We start from the raw sequence: 12,771 nt of genomic DNA on the forward strand, positions 1-12,771 counted from the left end.
TTCTAGGCCGCCGTCGGGCCCTGGGTCGTCCAGCCGGGGGCCTGGGGGTGGGCGGTGAGGTCCTCGTGGCGGACCTCGCCGCCGCACGCCCGGCAGGTGACCACGGGGACGAGTTCGTTGCCGCAGGCGTGCTCGATGACCATGGGGCGTTCCGCGTCCCCGCGCAGATGGCGGTCGCCCCAGGCCATCAGGGTCATCAGGACCGGCTCCAGGTCGAGGCCCGCCTGCGTGGGCCGGTACTCGAAGCGCTGCGGGCGTTCGCTGTAGGGCCGCCGGGTGAGGATGCCGGCGTCGACCAGGCGGCGCAGCCGGGTGGTGAGGACGTCGCGCGGGGCGCCGATGTTGCGCACGAGCTGGTCGAAGCGGCCGTTGCCCAGGCACACCTCCCGCAGGACGAGCAGGGAGTACTTCTCGCCGACGAGTGCGAGGGCGTCGGCGATCGAGCAGGGGCGCGGGTCCTTGGGGGAGGCCATGGCCGACAGTCTAGGTGAGGGTTGGAAAAACAAACTCTAGTGGGTTGGATTTCCAAACCCTCGGGTCTATGGTGAGTTCGGATTTCCTACTCACCAGTAGCCGCGCCAGTAGCCGTGCCCGTACCCGTGCCCGTATTCGTGGAGGCCCGCCCATGCGTGACGCCGTCATCGTCGAAGCCGTACGCACACCGATCGGCAAGGGGAAGCCGAACGGCTCCCTGGCCCATGTCCACCCCGTCGAACTCCTCGCCCATACCCTGCGCGCCCTCGTCGAACGCTCCGGGGTCGACCCGGCGCTGATCGACGACGTCATCGGCGGCACCGTCGACCAGGTCGGCGAGCAGGCCATGAACACCACCCGGCAGGCCCTGCTGTCCGCGGGCTTCCCCGAGTCCGTCCCGGCGACCACCGTCGACCGGCAGTGCGGCTCCTCCCAGCAGGCCGTGCACTTCGCCGCGCAGGGCGTCATGGCGGGCGCCTACGACCTCGTCGTGGCCTGCGGGGTGGAGTCGATGAGCCGCGTCCCGATGTGGTCCAACGTGCCGCCCGGCGTGGACCCGTTCGGCCCCGGCGTCGCCGCCCGCTACCCCGAAGGGCTCGTGCCGCAGGGCATCAGCGCCGAGCTGATCGCCGCCAAGTGGTCGATCACGCGCGAGCAGATGGACGCCTTCGCCGTGTCCTCCCATCGGCGGGCCGCCGACGCCTGGCAGCGCGGCCTGTTCGACGCCGAGGTCGCCCCGCTCGACGGTGTCTCCCGCGACGAGTGCGTACGGCCCGGCAGCACCCCCGAGATCCTCGCCGGTCTCAAGTCCGCCTACCACGACCCGGCGTTCGCCGAACGCTTCCCGCAGATCGAGTGGAACGTCACCGCGGGCAACGCCAGCCCCGTCAACGACGGCGCCTCGGCCGTGCTCATCACCTCCGGCGAGACCGCCGCCCGGCTCGGGCTGCGCCCGCTCGCCCGGCTGCACAGCTTCGCCGTCACCGGCTCCGATCCGCTGCTGATGCTCACCGGCGTCATCCCGGCCACCGAGAAGGTGCTGCGCCGGGCCGGACTCCGCCTCGACGACATCGACCTCTTCGAGGTCAACGAGGCGTTCTCCAGCGTGGTCCTGGCCTGGCGGCAGGAGACCGGGGCCGATCTCGCCAAGGTCAACGTGCACGGCGGCGCCATCGCACTCGGCCATCCGCTCGGCGCCAGCGGCACCCGCCTCACCACGACCCTGGTGCACGCCCTGCGGGAACGCGGAGGGCGCTACGGCCTCCAGACCATGTGCGAGGCGGGCGGACTGGCCAACGCGATGGTGGTGGAGGCCGTCTAGCCAGACGCCTTGCGTTCTACCGCCTGGCCAGGCACGTCGGGCTCTACCGTGCCTTCCGGCCGCGCAGATGGTGGCGCTTGCGCCAGGTCAGCACCGCCGCCGCGACCATCGGCAGGGCGATGCCGGCCAGGGCGATCAGGAAGGCGGGGGAGGTGGGCGCCGACGCCTGGGCGCCGGCGACGACGTAGGCGGCCGTGTTCGGGATCGAGCCGAGGGCGGTCGCCAGCAGGAACGGCACCCAGCCCATCCGGGAGATCGCCGCGCAGTAGTTGACACCCCAGAACGGCAGCCCGGGGAACAGCCGCGCCGCCAGCATCGAGCGCATCCCGTGGCGGCTGAGCTGGCCGTCCGCCGCCGTCAGCAGTCTGCCGCGCAGCAGCGGCCGTAGCGCGTCCTGACCGAGCACCCGGCCGAGACCGAACGCGAAACCGGCGCCCAGGACCGTCCCCGCGAGCGCGGCGCCCAGGCCGAGCTGGGAGCCGAACAGGGCACCCGCGGCGAGGTTGAGCAGCGGGCGCGGCACGAACGCCACCGTGCACAGCCCGTACGCCACCGCGAACACCACGGCCGCCGAGGCACCGCCGAGCTGGGGCGGCCAGCCGTCCGCGAGCAGGTGCTGCGGCTCGAACAGCAGGACGCTCGCGCCGGCCGCCGCGAGCAGCGCGACCAGCAGCGAGAACCGTGACCAGGGCGAGAGCAGCACTCTCGCGCAGCGCGCGACGGCACCGGCGGGCGCGGCGCCGAGGACGGACACGGGTGGTGCGGGCACAGGCGCTACGGGCACGGGGAGGAGAAGCTCCGTGGCGGCGGCCGGGGGAGCGGCCGTGGCGGTGCCCCCAGAGCGGGTGTGGGCATCGAGCATCCCGCGACACTAACGGAAGGAGATGTCTGATCGCCGTATGGTTCGTCTCATGACCGTCACAGCGGGGGGAACGTCGAGTGCGCCGCACAGCGTGCTGGCCGACACCGTGCTGGAGCGGCTGACCGTGGCGTACGAGGGCGCGGCCGACCCGGTCAGGGCGGCGGGCATGCGCGCGTACATGAAGGACGTGGCCCCCTTCCTCGGCATCCCCACCCCCGAGCGCCGCGCCCTGTCCCGGACCGTCCTCGCGGGCACGCCCCGCCCCGGCGAGGACGACCTGACGGCCGTCGCCCTGCGCTGCTGGGCGCTGCCGCAGCGCGAGTACCAGTACTTCGCCGTCGACTACCTCCGGCGGCACACCGCGCGCTGTTCGTCGGCGTTCCTGCCGGTGACCCGGCGGCTGATCGTCACCAGGCCCTGGTGGGACACGGTCGATCTGCTCGCCGCGCATGTCGTCGGCGGTCTGGTCACCGCCGACCCGCGCCTGACCGCCGTCATGGACGACTGGATCGCCGACGACGACCTGTGGCTCGCCCGCACCGCCCTGCTCCATCAGCTCCGCTACAAGGACCGTACCGACACCGACCGGCTCTTCGCCTACTGCCTGCGGCAGTCCGGGCACCCGGACTTCTTCATCCGCAAGGCGATCGGCTGGTCCCTGCGCGAGTACCCCAAGACCGATCCGGACGCGGTCCGCGCCTTCCTCGCCCGCGAGGGCGACCGCTTCGCGCCGCTGTCGGTCCGCGAGGCGCTGAAGAACATCGGGGCCGGTTAAGCCGTACCGCCGTGTGAGGGCCGCCAACGGGGGGCCTCGTCGTCCGGGGTGTGCGGGCTCGCGAAATGGAAGGGCACGCCGAGGTGCGCGGCCAGCGTTCTGCCCGCCCGGTCGGCCACCAGCGCCGACGGGTGCCGCGTGCCGGGGTCCTCGCCGTCGAGGAGACGGACGGCCCGTTCCCGGTACACGGTCGCGAGCAGGTGGTCGCCGTCGGGGCCGGCGGTCACGGCGAGCAGGTTCACGAACCAGTCGTGGACCGTGTCGCCGTCCCAGACGGCCTCGACCGCCACCACTCGGCCCGGCGCACCGGCCGCGAGCGCGCCGAGCGAGTCCAGGTCCAGCGGATCGTCGGGGGTGCGGGCGATCCGGTCGCCGAGCCGGACGTACCGCGCGTGGACGACCCGCTGCGCGTCGGTGAGGTCCAGACCGACGGACCGGCCCGCCGTCCAGGCGAGGCGCACCGCGCGCATGAAGGCGTCCTGGAGGACGTATCCGTCGACCTGTGCGCGGATGCCGTCCGGCAGGAGTTCCCAGCACTCGTCCTCGGTCATCGCTTTGATCACGCCCCCTGTGGAAAACCTGCGGCTGTGGAAAACCATTCGACGCCGAACGAACCGTCGGCGATGATCTGTTCCATGTTCCGGTACGCCTTCCATCTCGCAGCATCCGCGGTCGCGGATGCGCCGAAGGCTGCCGTTCCGCTTCTCCCGGCCGCTGTCGACGGCGCCCGAAGCTGACCCTCTCCGGATCGTCCGGCGGACCCCGCAGGGGGAGGGTCGGGCAGGACCGCGGGGTCCCCGTCTCCCACCGGAGATCACCAGGACACACGGACACGCTTCGAGGTACAGCCATGCCCAAGACCGCTTACGTGCGGACCAAGCCGCACCTGAACATCGGCACGATGGGTCACGTCGACCACGGCAAGACCACCCTGACCGCCGCCATCACCAAGGTTCTCGCCGACCGCGGCGCCGGCACGTTCGTGCCCTTCGACCGGATCGACCGCGCCCCGGAGGAGGCCGCGCGCGGCATCACCATCAACATCGCGCACGTCGAGTACGAGACCGACACCCGGCACTACGCGCATGTCGACATGCCCGGCCACGCCGACTACGTCAAGAACATGGTCACCGGTGCCGCGCAGCTCGACGGGGCGATCCTCGTCGTCTCCGCGCTCGACGGGATCATGCCGCAGACCGCCGAACACGTCCTGCTCGCCCGGCAGGTGGGCGTCGACCACATCGTCGTCGCGATCAACAAGGCCGACGCGGGCGACGAGGAGCTGACCGACCTCGTGGAGCTGGAGGTCCGCGACCTGCTCACCGCGCACGGCTACGGCGGCGACGCCGCGCCCGTCGTCCGGGTGTCCGGGCTCAAGGCGCTGGAGGGGGACCCGCGTTGGACGGCGTCCGTCGAGGCGCTGCTCGACGCGGTCGACACGTATGTGCCGATGCCCGAGCGGTATCTCGACGCGCCGTTCCTGCTGCCCGTCGAGAACGTGCTCACCATCACCGGGCGGGGGACCGTCGTCACCGGTGCGGTGGAGCGGGGCACGGTACGGGTGGGCGACCGGGTCGACGTGCTCGGCGCCGGGGTGGAGTCCGTCGTCACCGGTCTGGAGACCTTCGGCAAGCCGATGGAGGAGGCGCAGGCCGGGGACAACGTGGCGCTGCTGCTGCGGGGGGTGCCGAGGGACGCCGTCCGGCGCGGGCATGTGGTCACGGCGCCGGGGAGCGTCACCCCGAGCCGCCGCTTCACGGCGCAGGTGTATGTGCTGTCGGCGCGCGAGGGGGGCCGTACGACGCCGGTCGCCACCGGGTACCGGCCGCAGTTCTACATCCGTACGGCGGACGTCGTGGGCGATGTGGACCTGGGCGAGGCGGCCGTGGCGCGGCCCGGCGAGCGGGTCGTCATGACCGTCGAGCTGGGGCGTGACATCCCCCTGGAGCCGGGCCTCGGCTTCGCGATCCGCGAGGGCGGCCGGACGGTGGGGGCGGGGACGGTGACGTCCCTGCTCTGAGCCCCGCTCCGGCCGGCGGGCTCCACCGTGCGGGCACAATTGAACGGTGGAGCCCATACCCGTCACCCGAGCCGTCGACCACGGCACCGCCAAGCTGATGCCCGACGTCGACCGGGAGCGGGCCTGGCTGCTGACGGTCGACGGCGCGCCGCAGTCGTACGTCGACCTGGACGAGCCCGAGCACCTGGAGTTCGAGTACGCGCGGCGTCTCGGGCACGTCCTGGACACGGTCGCCGAGCCGGGACGGCCGCTGGACGCGGTGCACCTCGGCGGCGGGGCGCTCACCCTGCCCCGCTATCTGGCGGCGACTCGGCCGGGCTCACGACAGGACGTCGTCGAGGCCGACCGGGGGCTGCTGGAGCTGGTCGCCGAGCATCTGCCGCTGCCCGCCGGCACCGGCGTCACCCTGCACCCGGCCGACGCCCGCGCCTGGCTGGAATCGGCCCCGGACCGCTCGGCCGACGTGCTCGTGGCCGACGTCTTCGGCGGCTCGCGCGTCCCCGCGCACCTCACCACCCTCGCCTACGCGCGCGAGGCCGGGCGGGTGCTGCGCGAGGACGGCGTCTACCTGGCCAACCTCGCCGACGCGGCGCCGTTCGCCTTCCTCCGATCCCAACTGGCCACCTTCGCCGAGGTGTTCGAGGAACTCCTCCTCATCGCCGAACCGGCGGTCCTGCGCGGACGCCGCTTCGGCAACGCCGTACTCGCCGCCGCACACCACCCCTTGGACACCCCCACCCTTACTCGCCGCACCGCCGCCGACACCTTCCCGGCCCGCGTCGAACACGGCCCCCCACTCCACACCTTCATCGGCAACGCCCACCCGGTCCACGACGATGACGCGGTCCCGTCCCCGGAGCCCCCGGAGGGGGCGTTCGGCATCGGGTGACCCTGACGGACTTGGCCGCAGGCTGATCTGAGCGGCGTCAGCCGAGGCCCTCGAGGGCGGTTTCGGGGTGGGTCGGGGTCGGGGTGTGGTGGGTGATCGGCTTTGTGCGGCGGGTCAGGTTGCGTACGTCCGGGACGCACAGGACCGCTGCCGTCACCGCGACGACCAGGGCGGCGCAGCCCCAGAGGGCGTTCGTGCGGCCGAAGGCCGATTCCGCCGGGCCGGCCAGGGCCGTGCCGACGGGGACCATGGCGACCGAGCCGAACCAGTCGTAGGCGGAGACGCGGGAGAGCTTGTCCTCGGGGATCTCCTGGTGGAGGGCGGTCATCCAGGAGACGCCGAAGACCTCCAGGGTGACGCCGGTCACGAACATCGTGGCGCAGAGGAACGCGATCGGCACCGGCACGGCGAGCGCGGCGGACGGGAGCGCGAGGGGGAACAGGCAGAGCGTGCCGGCGAGCAGGAGGCGGCGGGGCTTCCAGCGGGTCATCAGGAGCGCCCCGACGACCGTGCCCGCGCCGAAGAAGCCGAGGGCCAGGCCCCAGGGGCCCGCGCCGCCCAGATGGTCCCGGGCGACCAGCGGGCCGTAGACCGCGTCGGCGGCGGCCACCATCGCGTTGACCACCGAGAACTGGAGGACGATCGTCCACAGCCAGGGGCGGCCGATGAACTCCCGCCAGCCTTCCCGGAGATCGGTCAGCAGGCCGCCGTTGCGATGAGGGCGGGCGATGTCCTCGACGCGGAGGAACGCGCGCAGCGAACCCGCGACGGCGAAGGCGACGGCGTCCGCGGCCAGGACCCAGCCGGGGCCGACCACCGCTACCATCGCCCCGCCCAGCGCCGCGCCGCCCAGGCCCGCGCCCTGCATCGCCATCCGGAACACCGCGAACGCGCGCCCGGCCTGCTCGCCCCGGACCGTGGACAGCAGCATGCCCTCGGCCGCCGGGGAGAAGAACGCCTGGCCCGTGCCGCCGAGCGCGGTCAGCAGCATCATCTGCCACAGCCGCGGCTCCCCGAGCAGCACGAGCGCCGCGAAGGCGCCCTGCGACAGGAAGTTCAGGGCGTTCGCCGCGACCATGACCCGGTGCCGGGGGAAACGGTCGGCGACCGCCCCGCCGATCAGCAGGAACAGCACCAGCGGCAGCGTCCGCGCCGCCGCCACCAGGCCCACGTCACCGCCGTCGCCGCCCGCCTCCAGGACGGCGAACGCGGCGGCGATCAGCGCGCCGTTGCTGCCCAGGCTCGTCACGAAGGCGGACGCGGTCAGCAGGGTGTAGTTGCGGCCCGCCCAGGCGGGCGCGCGCAGGCGGCGGGGGGAGTCGGCGGCTCTGGTCACCGGCCGACTATCCCCGGAGAAGCACGGATGTGCCAATCCGGTTCCCCGCCACATGCGTGCCGAGCGCGCCCAGCCGCCGGTACGGCGGGGTGACGATCAGTTCGCCGTGGGCTCCCCGTGCAGCCGCACGGTGCTCAGGATCTTCAGGATCGTCTCCTTCGGGACCTCTTCCTTCACGCCCTTGGCCCCGTACCAGTTCCAGGACACGTAGTCGCCCTTGGAGTTCTTGAACCCGAAGGTGATCGCCTTGCCGTCGCTGTCGCACTTGCCCTTCTGGGGCGTGTTCGTCGACTGCGCCCAGGCGTAGCTGCCCACGACACCGGACGTCGTCGTGTAGGCGGTCGCCTTCTTCTCGAAGGTGATGCTCTTCTTGTCCGGCTCGGTGTAACCGCCGAACACCCACCAGGCGGGCGTGTTGATCGCGATCTCGTCGGTGCTCTTGGCGCCCGAGGCGCCCTTCGAGCCGGCCATCGCGAGCGGCGTGTAGTCGATCTTGCCGTCCTTGTCGTCGTCCACGCCGCACCACTTGGACTTGTACTCGACGGTACCGCCCATGATGATCGAGTCGTAGCCGCTGGACTGCTTCTTGTCCTCCCACTCGAAGCCCTGGCTCAGCCCCGGGGACTGCACCTCCCAGTCCGCCGGCACGTCGAAGGCGATGCCCCACTTGGGGTTCACGACGATCTTCCAGCCGTCGATGGTCGCCTTCTCCTCCTCACCTCCGCGCGGGTTGTCGTCGCCGCCGGCCGAAGCGGAGGCCGAGGCGGACGCGGACGCCGTCGGGCTGGGGCTGGTCTTCTCCGACGCCTTCGCCGGATCGTCGTCCTTGCCGCCCAGGACGAGGAAACCGGTGACGCCGGCGGTCACGACGACGGCCGTGGCCGCCACGATCGCCACCAGCTTCGTCCGGTTGCCGCCGCCCCCGCCGCTTCCGTCCCCGCCGGTCTGCTGGAGCCCGACGGGCACCGTCGGGGCGCCCCACTGCGGTTGCTGTTGCCCATACGGGTTGGGCTGCTGCTGATAGCCGGGTTGCTGATAGGGATTCGGCTGCTGATATCCCGGCTGCTGGTACGGGTTGTTCTGCGCCTGCGGGTTCTGCTCTCCCCCGGGCGGCTGCTGTCCTGGCCACATGGCCAGAAACCCTAGTTCCCCCATGGACACGGTTCGGTCACCGCCCCTTGTCAGGGACGTACCGAAATTCGCGCCTGGGCGCCCGGAGCCACCGCCGTCGGGTACGCGGTCCCCCTCCCGCGCGTCTGGTCAGCCGTCCTACTCATGGGTAACATCGCGGCCATGAGCGCAGACCAGATGTCCATCGGCGAGATGCTCGCCGCCACCGTGCCCATGGCCCGGACCCTGAACCTCGACTTCCTGGAGACCACTCCGGAGAAGGCCGTGGTCGCCCTGCCCGACCAGAGCGACTACCACAACCACGTGGGCGGACCGCACGCCGGCGCGATGTTCACGCTGGGCGAGTCCGCCAGCGGCGCGATCGTCCTCGCCGCGTTCGGGGACCAGCTCGCGCGCGCCGTGCCGCTCGCCGTGCGCGCGGAGATCGCCTACCGCAAGCTCGCGATGGGCGCCGTCACCGCCACCGCGACGCTGGGCCGCCCGGCCGCCGAGGTCGTCGCCCAGCTCGACGCGGGCGAGCGCCCCGAGTTCCCGGTCGCCATCGAGATCCGCCGCGCGGACGGGGCGGTCACCGGGGAGATGACGGTCGTCTGGACGCTGCGGCCCAACGGCTGAGGTTCGCCGGGCACGGCCCCTACGCCGCCTTCCGCCCCTCCCGCCACGGCTCCCCCCGCTCCAGCCCGGCCACGAACGTCTTCAGCCAGCCGATGAACTCCGGCCCCAGGTCCGGGCGTTCGCAGGCCAGCCGGACGACCGTACGGAGATAGTCGGCCTTGTCGCCGGTGTCGTAGCGGCGGCCGGAGAAGATCACGCCGTGCACCGTGCCGGTGGCGGCGAGCCGGGCCAGGGCGTCGGTGAGCTGGATCTCGCCGCCGCGTCCGGGGGCGGTGCGGTCGAGCACGTCGAAGACGGCCGGGTCGAGGACATAGCGGCCGATCACCGCGTACCGGCTCGGCGCGCTCGCACGGTCCGGCTTCTCCACCAGGCCCGTGACCCGCACGACGTCGTCCTCGCCCTCCCCCGAGGGGGCCACGGCCGCGCAGCCGTACAGGTGGACCTGCTCCGGCGGGACCTCCATCAGCGCGACGACACTGCCCGCGTACCGGTCGCGGACGTTGAGCATCCGGCTGAGCAGCGTCTCCCGGGGGTCGATCAGGTCGTCGCCGAGCAGCACCGCGAACGGCTGGTCGCCCACGTGCTGCCGCGCGCAGAGCACCGCGTGACCTAGGCCGAGCGGGTCGCCCTGGCGGATGTGGTGGATGTCGGCGAGACGCGCCGGGTCGCGCACCGCGTCCAGCCGTACCGTGTCGCCCTTGGCCGCGAGGGCCTGCTCCAGTTCGAAGGCGTGGTCGAAGTGGTCCTCGATGGCCCGCTTGTGCCGCCCGGTGACCATCAGCACGTCGTCCAGACCGGCCGCCGCGGCCTCCTCGACGACGTACTGGATGGCCGGCTTGTCGACGACCGGGAGCATCTCCTTCGGGGTGGCCTTGGTCGCGGGCAGGAAGCGGGTGCCGAGCCCGGCGGCCGGGACGACGGCCTTGCGGACGCGGGCGGTGGTGTGGGGGGTGCTCATGGCGGTCATGCTGGCCGAGCCGGATAGGAGTTCCCGGTCAGACGGCTCGGAGGATCCTGTGGAGAGCGCCACGGTAGGCTTCCCGGGAATCCAGGAACGCCCAAGGGGAGGAAGCGCCGGTGCACGTGCAGGAGTGGCTCGACACGGTACCCGCGGCCGCCGTGTACGCCGTGGTCGGTCTGGTCATCGGACTCGAGAGCCTCGGCATCCCGCTGCCGGGCGAGATCATCCTCGTCTCGGCCGCGCTGCTGTCCTCCCAGCACGCGGGCATCGACCCGTTCGTCCTCGGCGCCGTCGCCTCCACGGGCGCGGTGATCGGCGACTCCATCGGCTACGCCATCGGCCGCAAGGGCGGACGGCCGCTGCTGGCCTGGCTCGGCAAGAAGTTCCCCAGGCACTTCAGCGAGGGGCACATCGCGACGGCCGAGCGGTCCTTCGAGAAGTGGGGCATGTGGGCGGTCTTCTTCGGCCGTTTCGTCGCCCTGCTGCGGATCTTCGCCGGCCCCCTCGCGGGCGTGCTGCGGATGCCGTACTGGAAGTTCCTGATCGCCAACGTCCTCGGCGGGATCCTCTGGGCGGGCGGCACGACCGCGGTCATCTACTACGTCGGTGTCGTCGCCGAGTCCTGGCTGAAGCGGTTCTCCTGGCTGGGCCTGGTGCTCGCCGTGCTGATCGGTGTCACGTCGATGCTGGTCATCAAGCGGAAGGCCGCCAAGCAGAGCGCCGCCTCCGCGGAGGAGACCCCGGCGGAGGCGGAGCCGGTCGGCGTCACGGACTGACGGCGCGCACCGAGCGCGCGTACCGACGGCGTCGTCCTACTCGTGGGTTTCGTCGTGGATCTCGTCGTGCGCCTTCGCCAGGTCCGCGTACAGCGTCCCGTTCAGCGTCACGCCCTGGCGTTCCTCCTCGCTCAGCTCGCGCCGCACCTTGGCCGGTACGCCGGCCACCAGTGAGCCCGGCGGCACCCGCATCCCCTGCGGCACCAGCGCCTGCGCCGCCACCAGGGAGCCCGCGCCGATCACCGCGCCGTTGAGGACGGTCGCGCCCATCCCGATCAGGCAGTCGTCCTCGACGGTCGCCCCGTGCACGACGGCGTTGTGGCCGACGGAGACCCGCTCGCCGATGGTCACCGGGAACCCGGGGTCGGCGTGCAGGGTGCAGTTGTCCTGGATGTTGCTCCGCGCGCCGACGGAGATCCGCTCGACGTCACCGCGCACGACCGCGCCGTACCAGACGCTCGCGCCCGCCTCCAGCGTCACGTCCCCGATCACCGAGGCCGTCGGCGCCACGAACGCCCCCTCGTCGACCTTCGGTTCCCTGCCGCCGATGCCCACGATCAGCGCCTTGTGCGTCGTCGTCACCGTCCCACCGCCTCCTCGTCGATCCGTGTCCCCGCACCGTACGCCACCCGGTGGGGTGAAGATCACAGGGCTCCGGGCCGGTGCGCTCACCGCGCGCTGAGTACCGTTGGCGGGTGCCGACGGACAAGAACACGTTCTCATCATGGCGCCGCCGCCTCGTACAGCGCGCGGTCCATGCGGGCTGGGCCTGGGCGCAGCGCGCGGGCTCCGTCACGGCGGAGCACCCCGGCCGGCTGCGCTTCGGCGCGATCGGCCCGGCGACCCGGCTCGCGTTCCCGCTCGGCACGGTCTTCGGCGAGCCCTGGATCCATCTCGGCTCCCACTGCATCGTCGCCGAGCAGGTCACCCTCACGGCCGGGCTGATGCCCGACCTCGACCTCGGCCCGGACCCCATCCTGCGGATCGGCGACGGGGTCGTGCTCGGCCGCGGCAGCCATGTCATCGCCGACACCACGGTCACCATCGGCAGCGACTGCTACTTCGGCCCGTACGTCTATGTGACCTCCACCAACCACTCCTACGACGATCCGCACGAGCCCATCGGCCGGCAGTGGCCGCGCATGGAGCCCGTGGAGATCGGCCCGGGCTGCTGGATCGGCACCGGCGCCGTGATCCTGCCGGGTGCGCGGATCGGACGGAACGTGGTCGTGGCGGCCGGCGCGGTGGTGCGCGGCACCGTCCCCGACCACGCCGTGGTGGCGGGCGCCCCCGCCCGCGTCGTGCGGCGCTGGACGCCGGCCGAGGGCTGGCAGCCGCCGCTGCGCACCCCGCCGCCGGTGCCGATCCCGGACGGCGTCACCTCGGACCAGTTGGTCGCGCTGTCCGGCCTGGACGAGGAGACGGCGGCACGGCTGGCACAACTCGACGACGAGGGCGCGGTGGAACTGGCGCGGATGGAACGCGAGGGCTGAGGGGCCGTAGAAGCATCCGGTGGTCGATCGCGTCCCGTCGTCCGCGCAGTACAGTGCGGTGGACGATCAGGTGCACTTCACCGTAGTTCAGGCGGCCGGCCCCTGTCGTCCACCGCAT

14 protein-coding genes are annotated in these 12,771 nt (G+C 72.4%); 7 read left to right on the forward strand and 7 right to left on the reverse strand.

Features of this window, described 5'->3' with window-relative positions; translation table 11 throughout:
• Window positions 1-2 precede the first annotated feature (2 nt).
• Window positions 3-473 carry a helix-turn-helix domain-containing protein gene (locus G6W55_RS12870; protein ID WP_175520957.1) on the reverse strand — a complete coding sequence of 157 codons (471 nt, stop codon included), beginning with the start codon at window positions 471-473 and terminating at the stop codon, window positions 3-5.
• Window positions 474-625: 152 nt separating this feature from the next.
• Here G6W55_RS12870 and G6W55_RS12875 point away from each other — a divergent pair, with 152 nt between their 5' ends.
• Window positions 626-1,795 (forward strand): thiolase family protein, encoded by a 1,170-nt coding sequence (locus G6W55_RS12875; protein ID WP_175520958.1) that lies wholly within the window; start codon window positions 626-628, stop codon window positions 1,793-1,795.
• 43 nt (window positions 1,796-1,838) lie between these two features.
• On the opposite strand, the gene G6W55_RS12880 is transcribed toward G6W55_RS12875, so the two are convergent.
• On the reverse strand, window positions 1,839-2,657 hold the full coding sequence (locus G6W55_RS12880; RefSeq protein WP_175520959.1) for a TVP38/TMEM64 family protein: 819 nt from the start codon (window positions 2,655-2,657) through the stop codon (window positions 1,839-1,841).
• Between the two features lie 49 nt (window positions 2,658-2,706).
• Between G6W55_RS12880 and G6W55_RS12885 the strand changes: the two genes are divergently transcribed.
• Window positions 2,707-3,432, forward strand: a complete 726-nt coding sequence (locus G6W55_RS12885) for a DNA alkylation repair protein (RefSeq protein WP_175520960.1) — start codon at window positions 2,707-2,709, stop codon at window positions 3,430-3,432.
• Here G6W55_RS12885 and G6W55_RS12890 read toward each other — a convergent pair.
• Window positions 3,429-3,983, reverse strand: coding sequence for a hypothetical protein (locus tag G6W55_RS12890; RefSeq protein WP_175520961.1), 555 nt, complete (start codon window positions 3,981-3,983; stop codon window positions 3,429-3,431). The two genes, G6W55_RS12885 and G6W55_RS12890, sit on opposite strands and share 4 nt — an antisense overlap.
• A gap of 299 nt (window positions 3,984-4,282) precedes the next feature.
• On the opposite strand from G6W55_RS12890, the gene tuf reads away from it, so the two are divergent.
• Together tuf and G6W55_RS12900 are read left to right on the forward strand one after the other, a co-directional pair.
• A complete protein-coding gene (gene tuf, locus G6W55_RS12895) occupies window positions 4,283-5,452 on the forward strand; it encodes an elongation factor Tu (protein WP_175520962.1) in 1,170 nt (389 codons plus the stop codon).
• 97 nt (window positions 5,453-5,549) lie between these two features.
• Window positions 5,550-6,341, forward strand: a complete 792-nt coding sequence (locus tag G6W55_RS12900; protein ID WP_175521118.1) for a spermidine synthase — start codon at window positions 5,550-5,552, stop codon at window positions 6,339-6,341.
• A 37-nt stretch (window positions 6,342-6,378) separates the two neighbouring features.
• Here the strand turns inward: G6W55_RS12900 and G6W55_RS12905 are convergent, their stop codons facing one another.
• Together G6W55_RS12905 and G6W55_RS12910 are read right to left on the reverse strand one after the other, a co-directional pair.
• Window positions 6,379-7,677 carry an MFS transporter gene (locus tag G6W55_RS12905; protein ID WP_309243700.1) on the reverse strand — a complete coding sequence of 433 codons (1,299 nt, stop codon included), beginning with the start codon at window positions 7,675-7,677 and terminating at the stop codon, window positions 6,379-6,381.
• A gap of 96 nt (window positions 7,678-7,773) precedes the next feature.
• Window positions 7,774-8,808, reverse strand: a complete 1,035-nt coding sequence (locus G6W55_RS12910) for a hypothetical protein (RefSeq protein WP_175520964.1) — start codon at window positions 8,806-8,808, stop codon at window positions 7,774-7,776.
• Between the two features lie 162 nt (window positions 8,809-8,970).
• On the opposite strand from G6W55_RS12910, the gene G6W55_RS12915 reads away from it, so the two are divergent.
• Window positions 8,971-9,423, forward strand: a complete 453-nt coding sequence (locus G6W55_RS12915) for a DUF4442 domain-containing protein (protein WP_175520965.1) — start codon at window positions 8,971-8,973, stop codon at window positions 9,421-9,423.
• Between the two features lie 19 nt (window positions 9,424-9,442).
• On the opposite strand, the gene galU is transcribed toward G6W55_RS12915, so the two are convergent.
• Window positions 9,443-10,390 (reverse strand): UTP--glucose-1-phosphate uridylyltransferase GalU, encoded by a 948-nt coding sequence (gene galU / locus G6W55_RS12920; RefSeq protein WP_175520966.1) that lies wholly within the window; start codon window positions 10,388-10,390, stop codon window positions 9,443-9,445.
• Between the two features lie 110 nt (window positions 10,391-10,500).
• On the opposite strand from galU, the gene G6W55_RS12925 reads away from it, so the two are divergent.
• Window positions 10,501-11,160: a DedA family protein gene (locus G6W55_RS12925; protein WP_175520967.1), complete on the forward strand. Its 660-nt coding sequence runs from the start codon at window positions 10,501-10,503 to the stop codon at window positions 11,158-11,160.
• 36 nt (window positions 11,161-11,196) lie between these two features.
• Here G6W55_RS12925 and G6W55_RS12930 read toward each other — a convergent pair whose 3' ends face one another.
• A complete protein-coding gene (locus G6W55_RS12930) occupies window positions 11,197-11,742 on the reverse strand; it encodes a gamma carbonic anhydrase family protein (protein WP_175520968.1) in 546 nt (181 codons plus the stop codon).
• Between the two features lie 113 nt (window positions 11,743-11,855).
• On the opposite strand from G6W55_RS12930, the gene G6W55_RS12935 reads away from it, so the two are divergent.
• Window positions 11,856-12,653, forward strand: a complete 798-nt coding sequence (locus G6W55_RS12935) for an acyltransferase (protein ID WP_175520969.1) — start codon at window positions 11,856-11,858, stop codon at window positions 12,651-12,653.
• The last annotated feature ends 118 nt before the right edge of the window (window positions 12,654-12,771 follow it).

Origin of the sequence: Streptomyces sp. CAI-85 (genome assembly GCF_013363615.1) — a bacterium.
Classification (GTDB): domain Bacteria; phylum Actinomycetota; class Actinomycetes; order Streptomycetales; family Streptomycetaceae; genus Streptomyces; species Streptomyces antibioticus_B.

Coding starts and splice junctions, on each gene's coding strand:
- G6W55_RS12870 (WP_175520957.1), bottom strand. CDS start 473: ATGGCCTCCCCCAAGGACCCGCGCCCCTGCTCGATCGCCGACGCCCTC.
- G6W55_RS12875 (WP_175520958.1), top strand. CDS start 626: ATGCGTGACGCCGTCATCGTCGAAGCCGTACGCACACCGATCGGCAAG.
- G6W55_RS12880 (WP_175520959.1), bottom strand. CDS start 2,657: ATGCTCGATGCCCACACCCGCTCTGGGGGCACCGCCACGGCCGCTCCC.
- G6W55_RS12885 (WP_175520960.1), top strand. CDS start 2,707: ATGACCGTCACAGCGGGGGGAACGTCGAGTGCGCCGCACAGCGTGCTG.
- G6W55_RS12890 (WP_175520961.1), bottom strand. CDS start 3,983: ATGACCGAGGACGAGTGCTGGGAACTCCTGCCGGACGGCATCCGCGCA.
- tuf (WP_175520962.1), top strand. CDS start 4,283: ATGCCCAAGACCGCTTACGTGCGGACCAAGCCGCACCTGAACATCGGC.
- G6W55_RS12900 (WP_175521118.1), top strand. CDS start 5,550: ATGCCCGACGTCGACCGGGAGCGGGCCTGGCTGCTGACGGTCGACGGC.
- G6W55_RS12910 (WP_175520964.1), bottom strand. CDS start 8,808: ATGTGGCCAGGACAGCAGCCGCCCGGGGGAGAGCAGAACCCGCAGGCG.
- G6W55_RS12915 (WP_175520965.1), top strand. CDS start 8,971: ATGAGCGCAGACCAGATGTCCATCGGCGAGATGCTCGCCGCCACCGTG.
- galU (WP_175520966.1), bottom strand. CDS start 10,390: ATGACCGCCATGAGCACCCCCCACACCACCGCCCGCGTCCGCAAGGCC.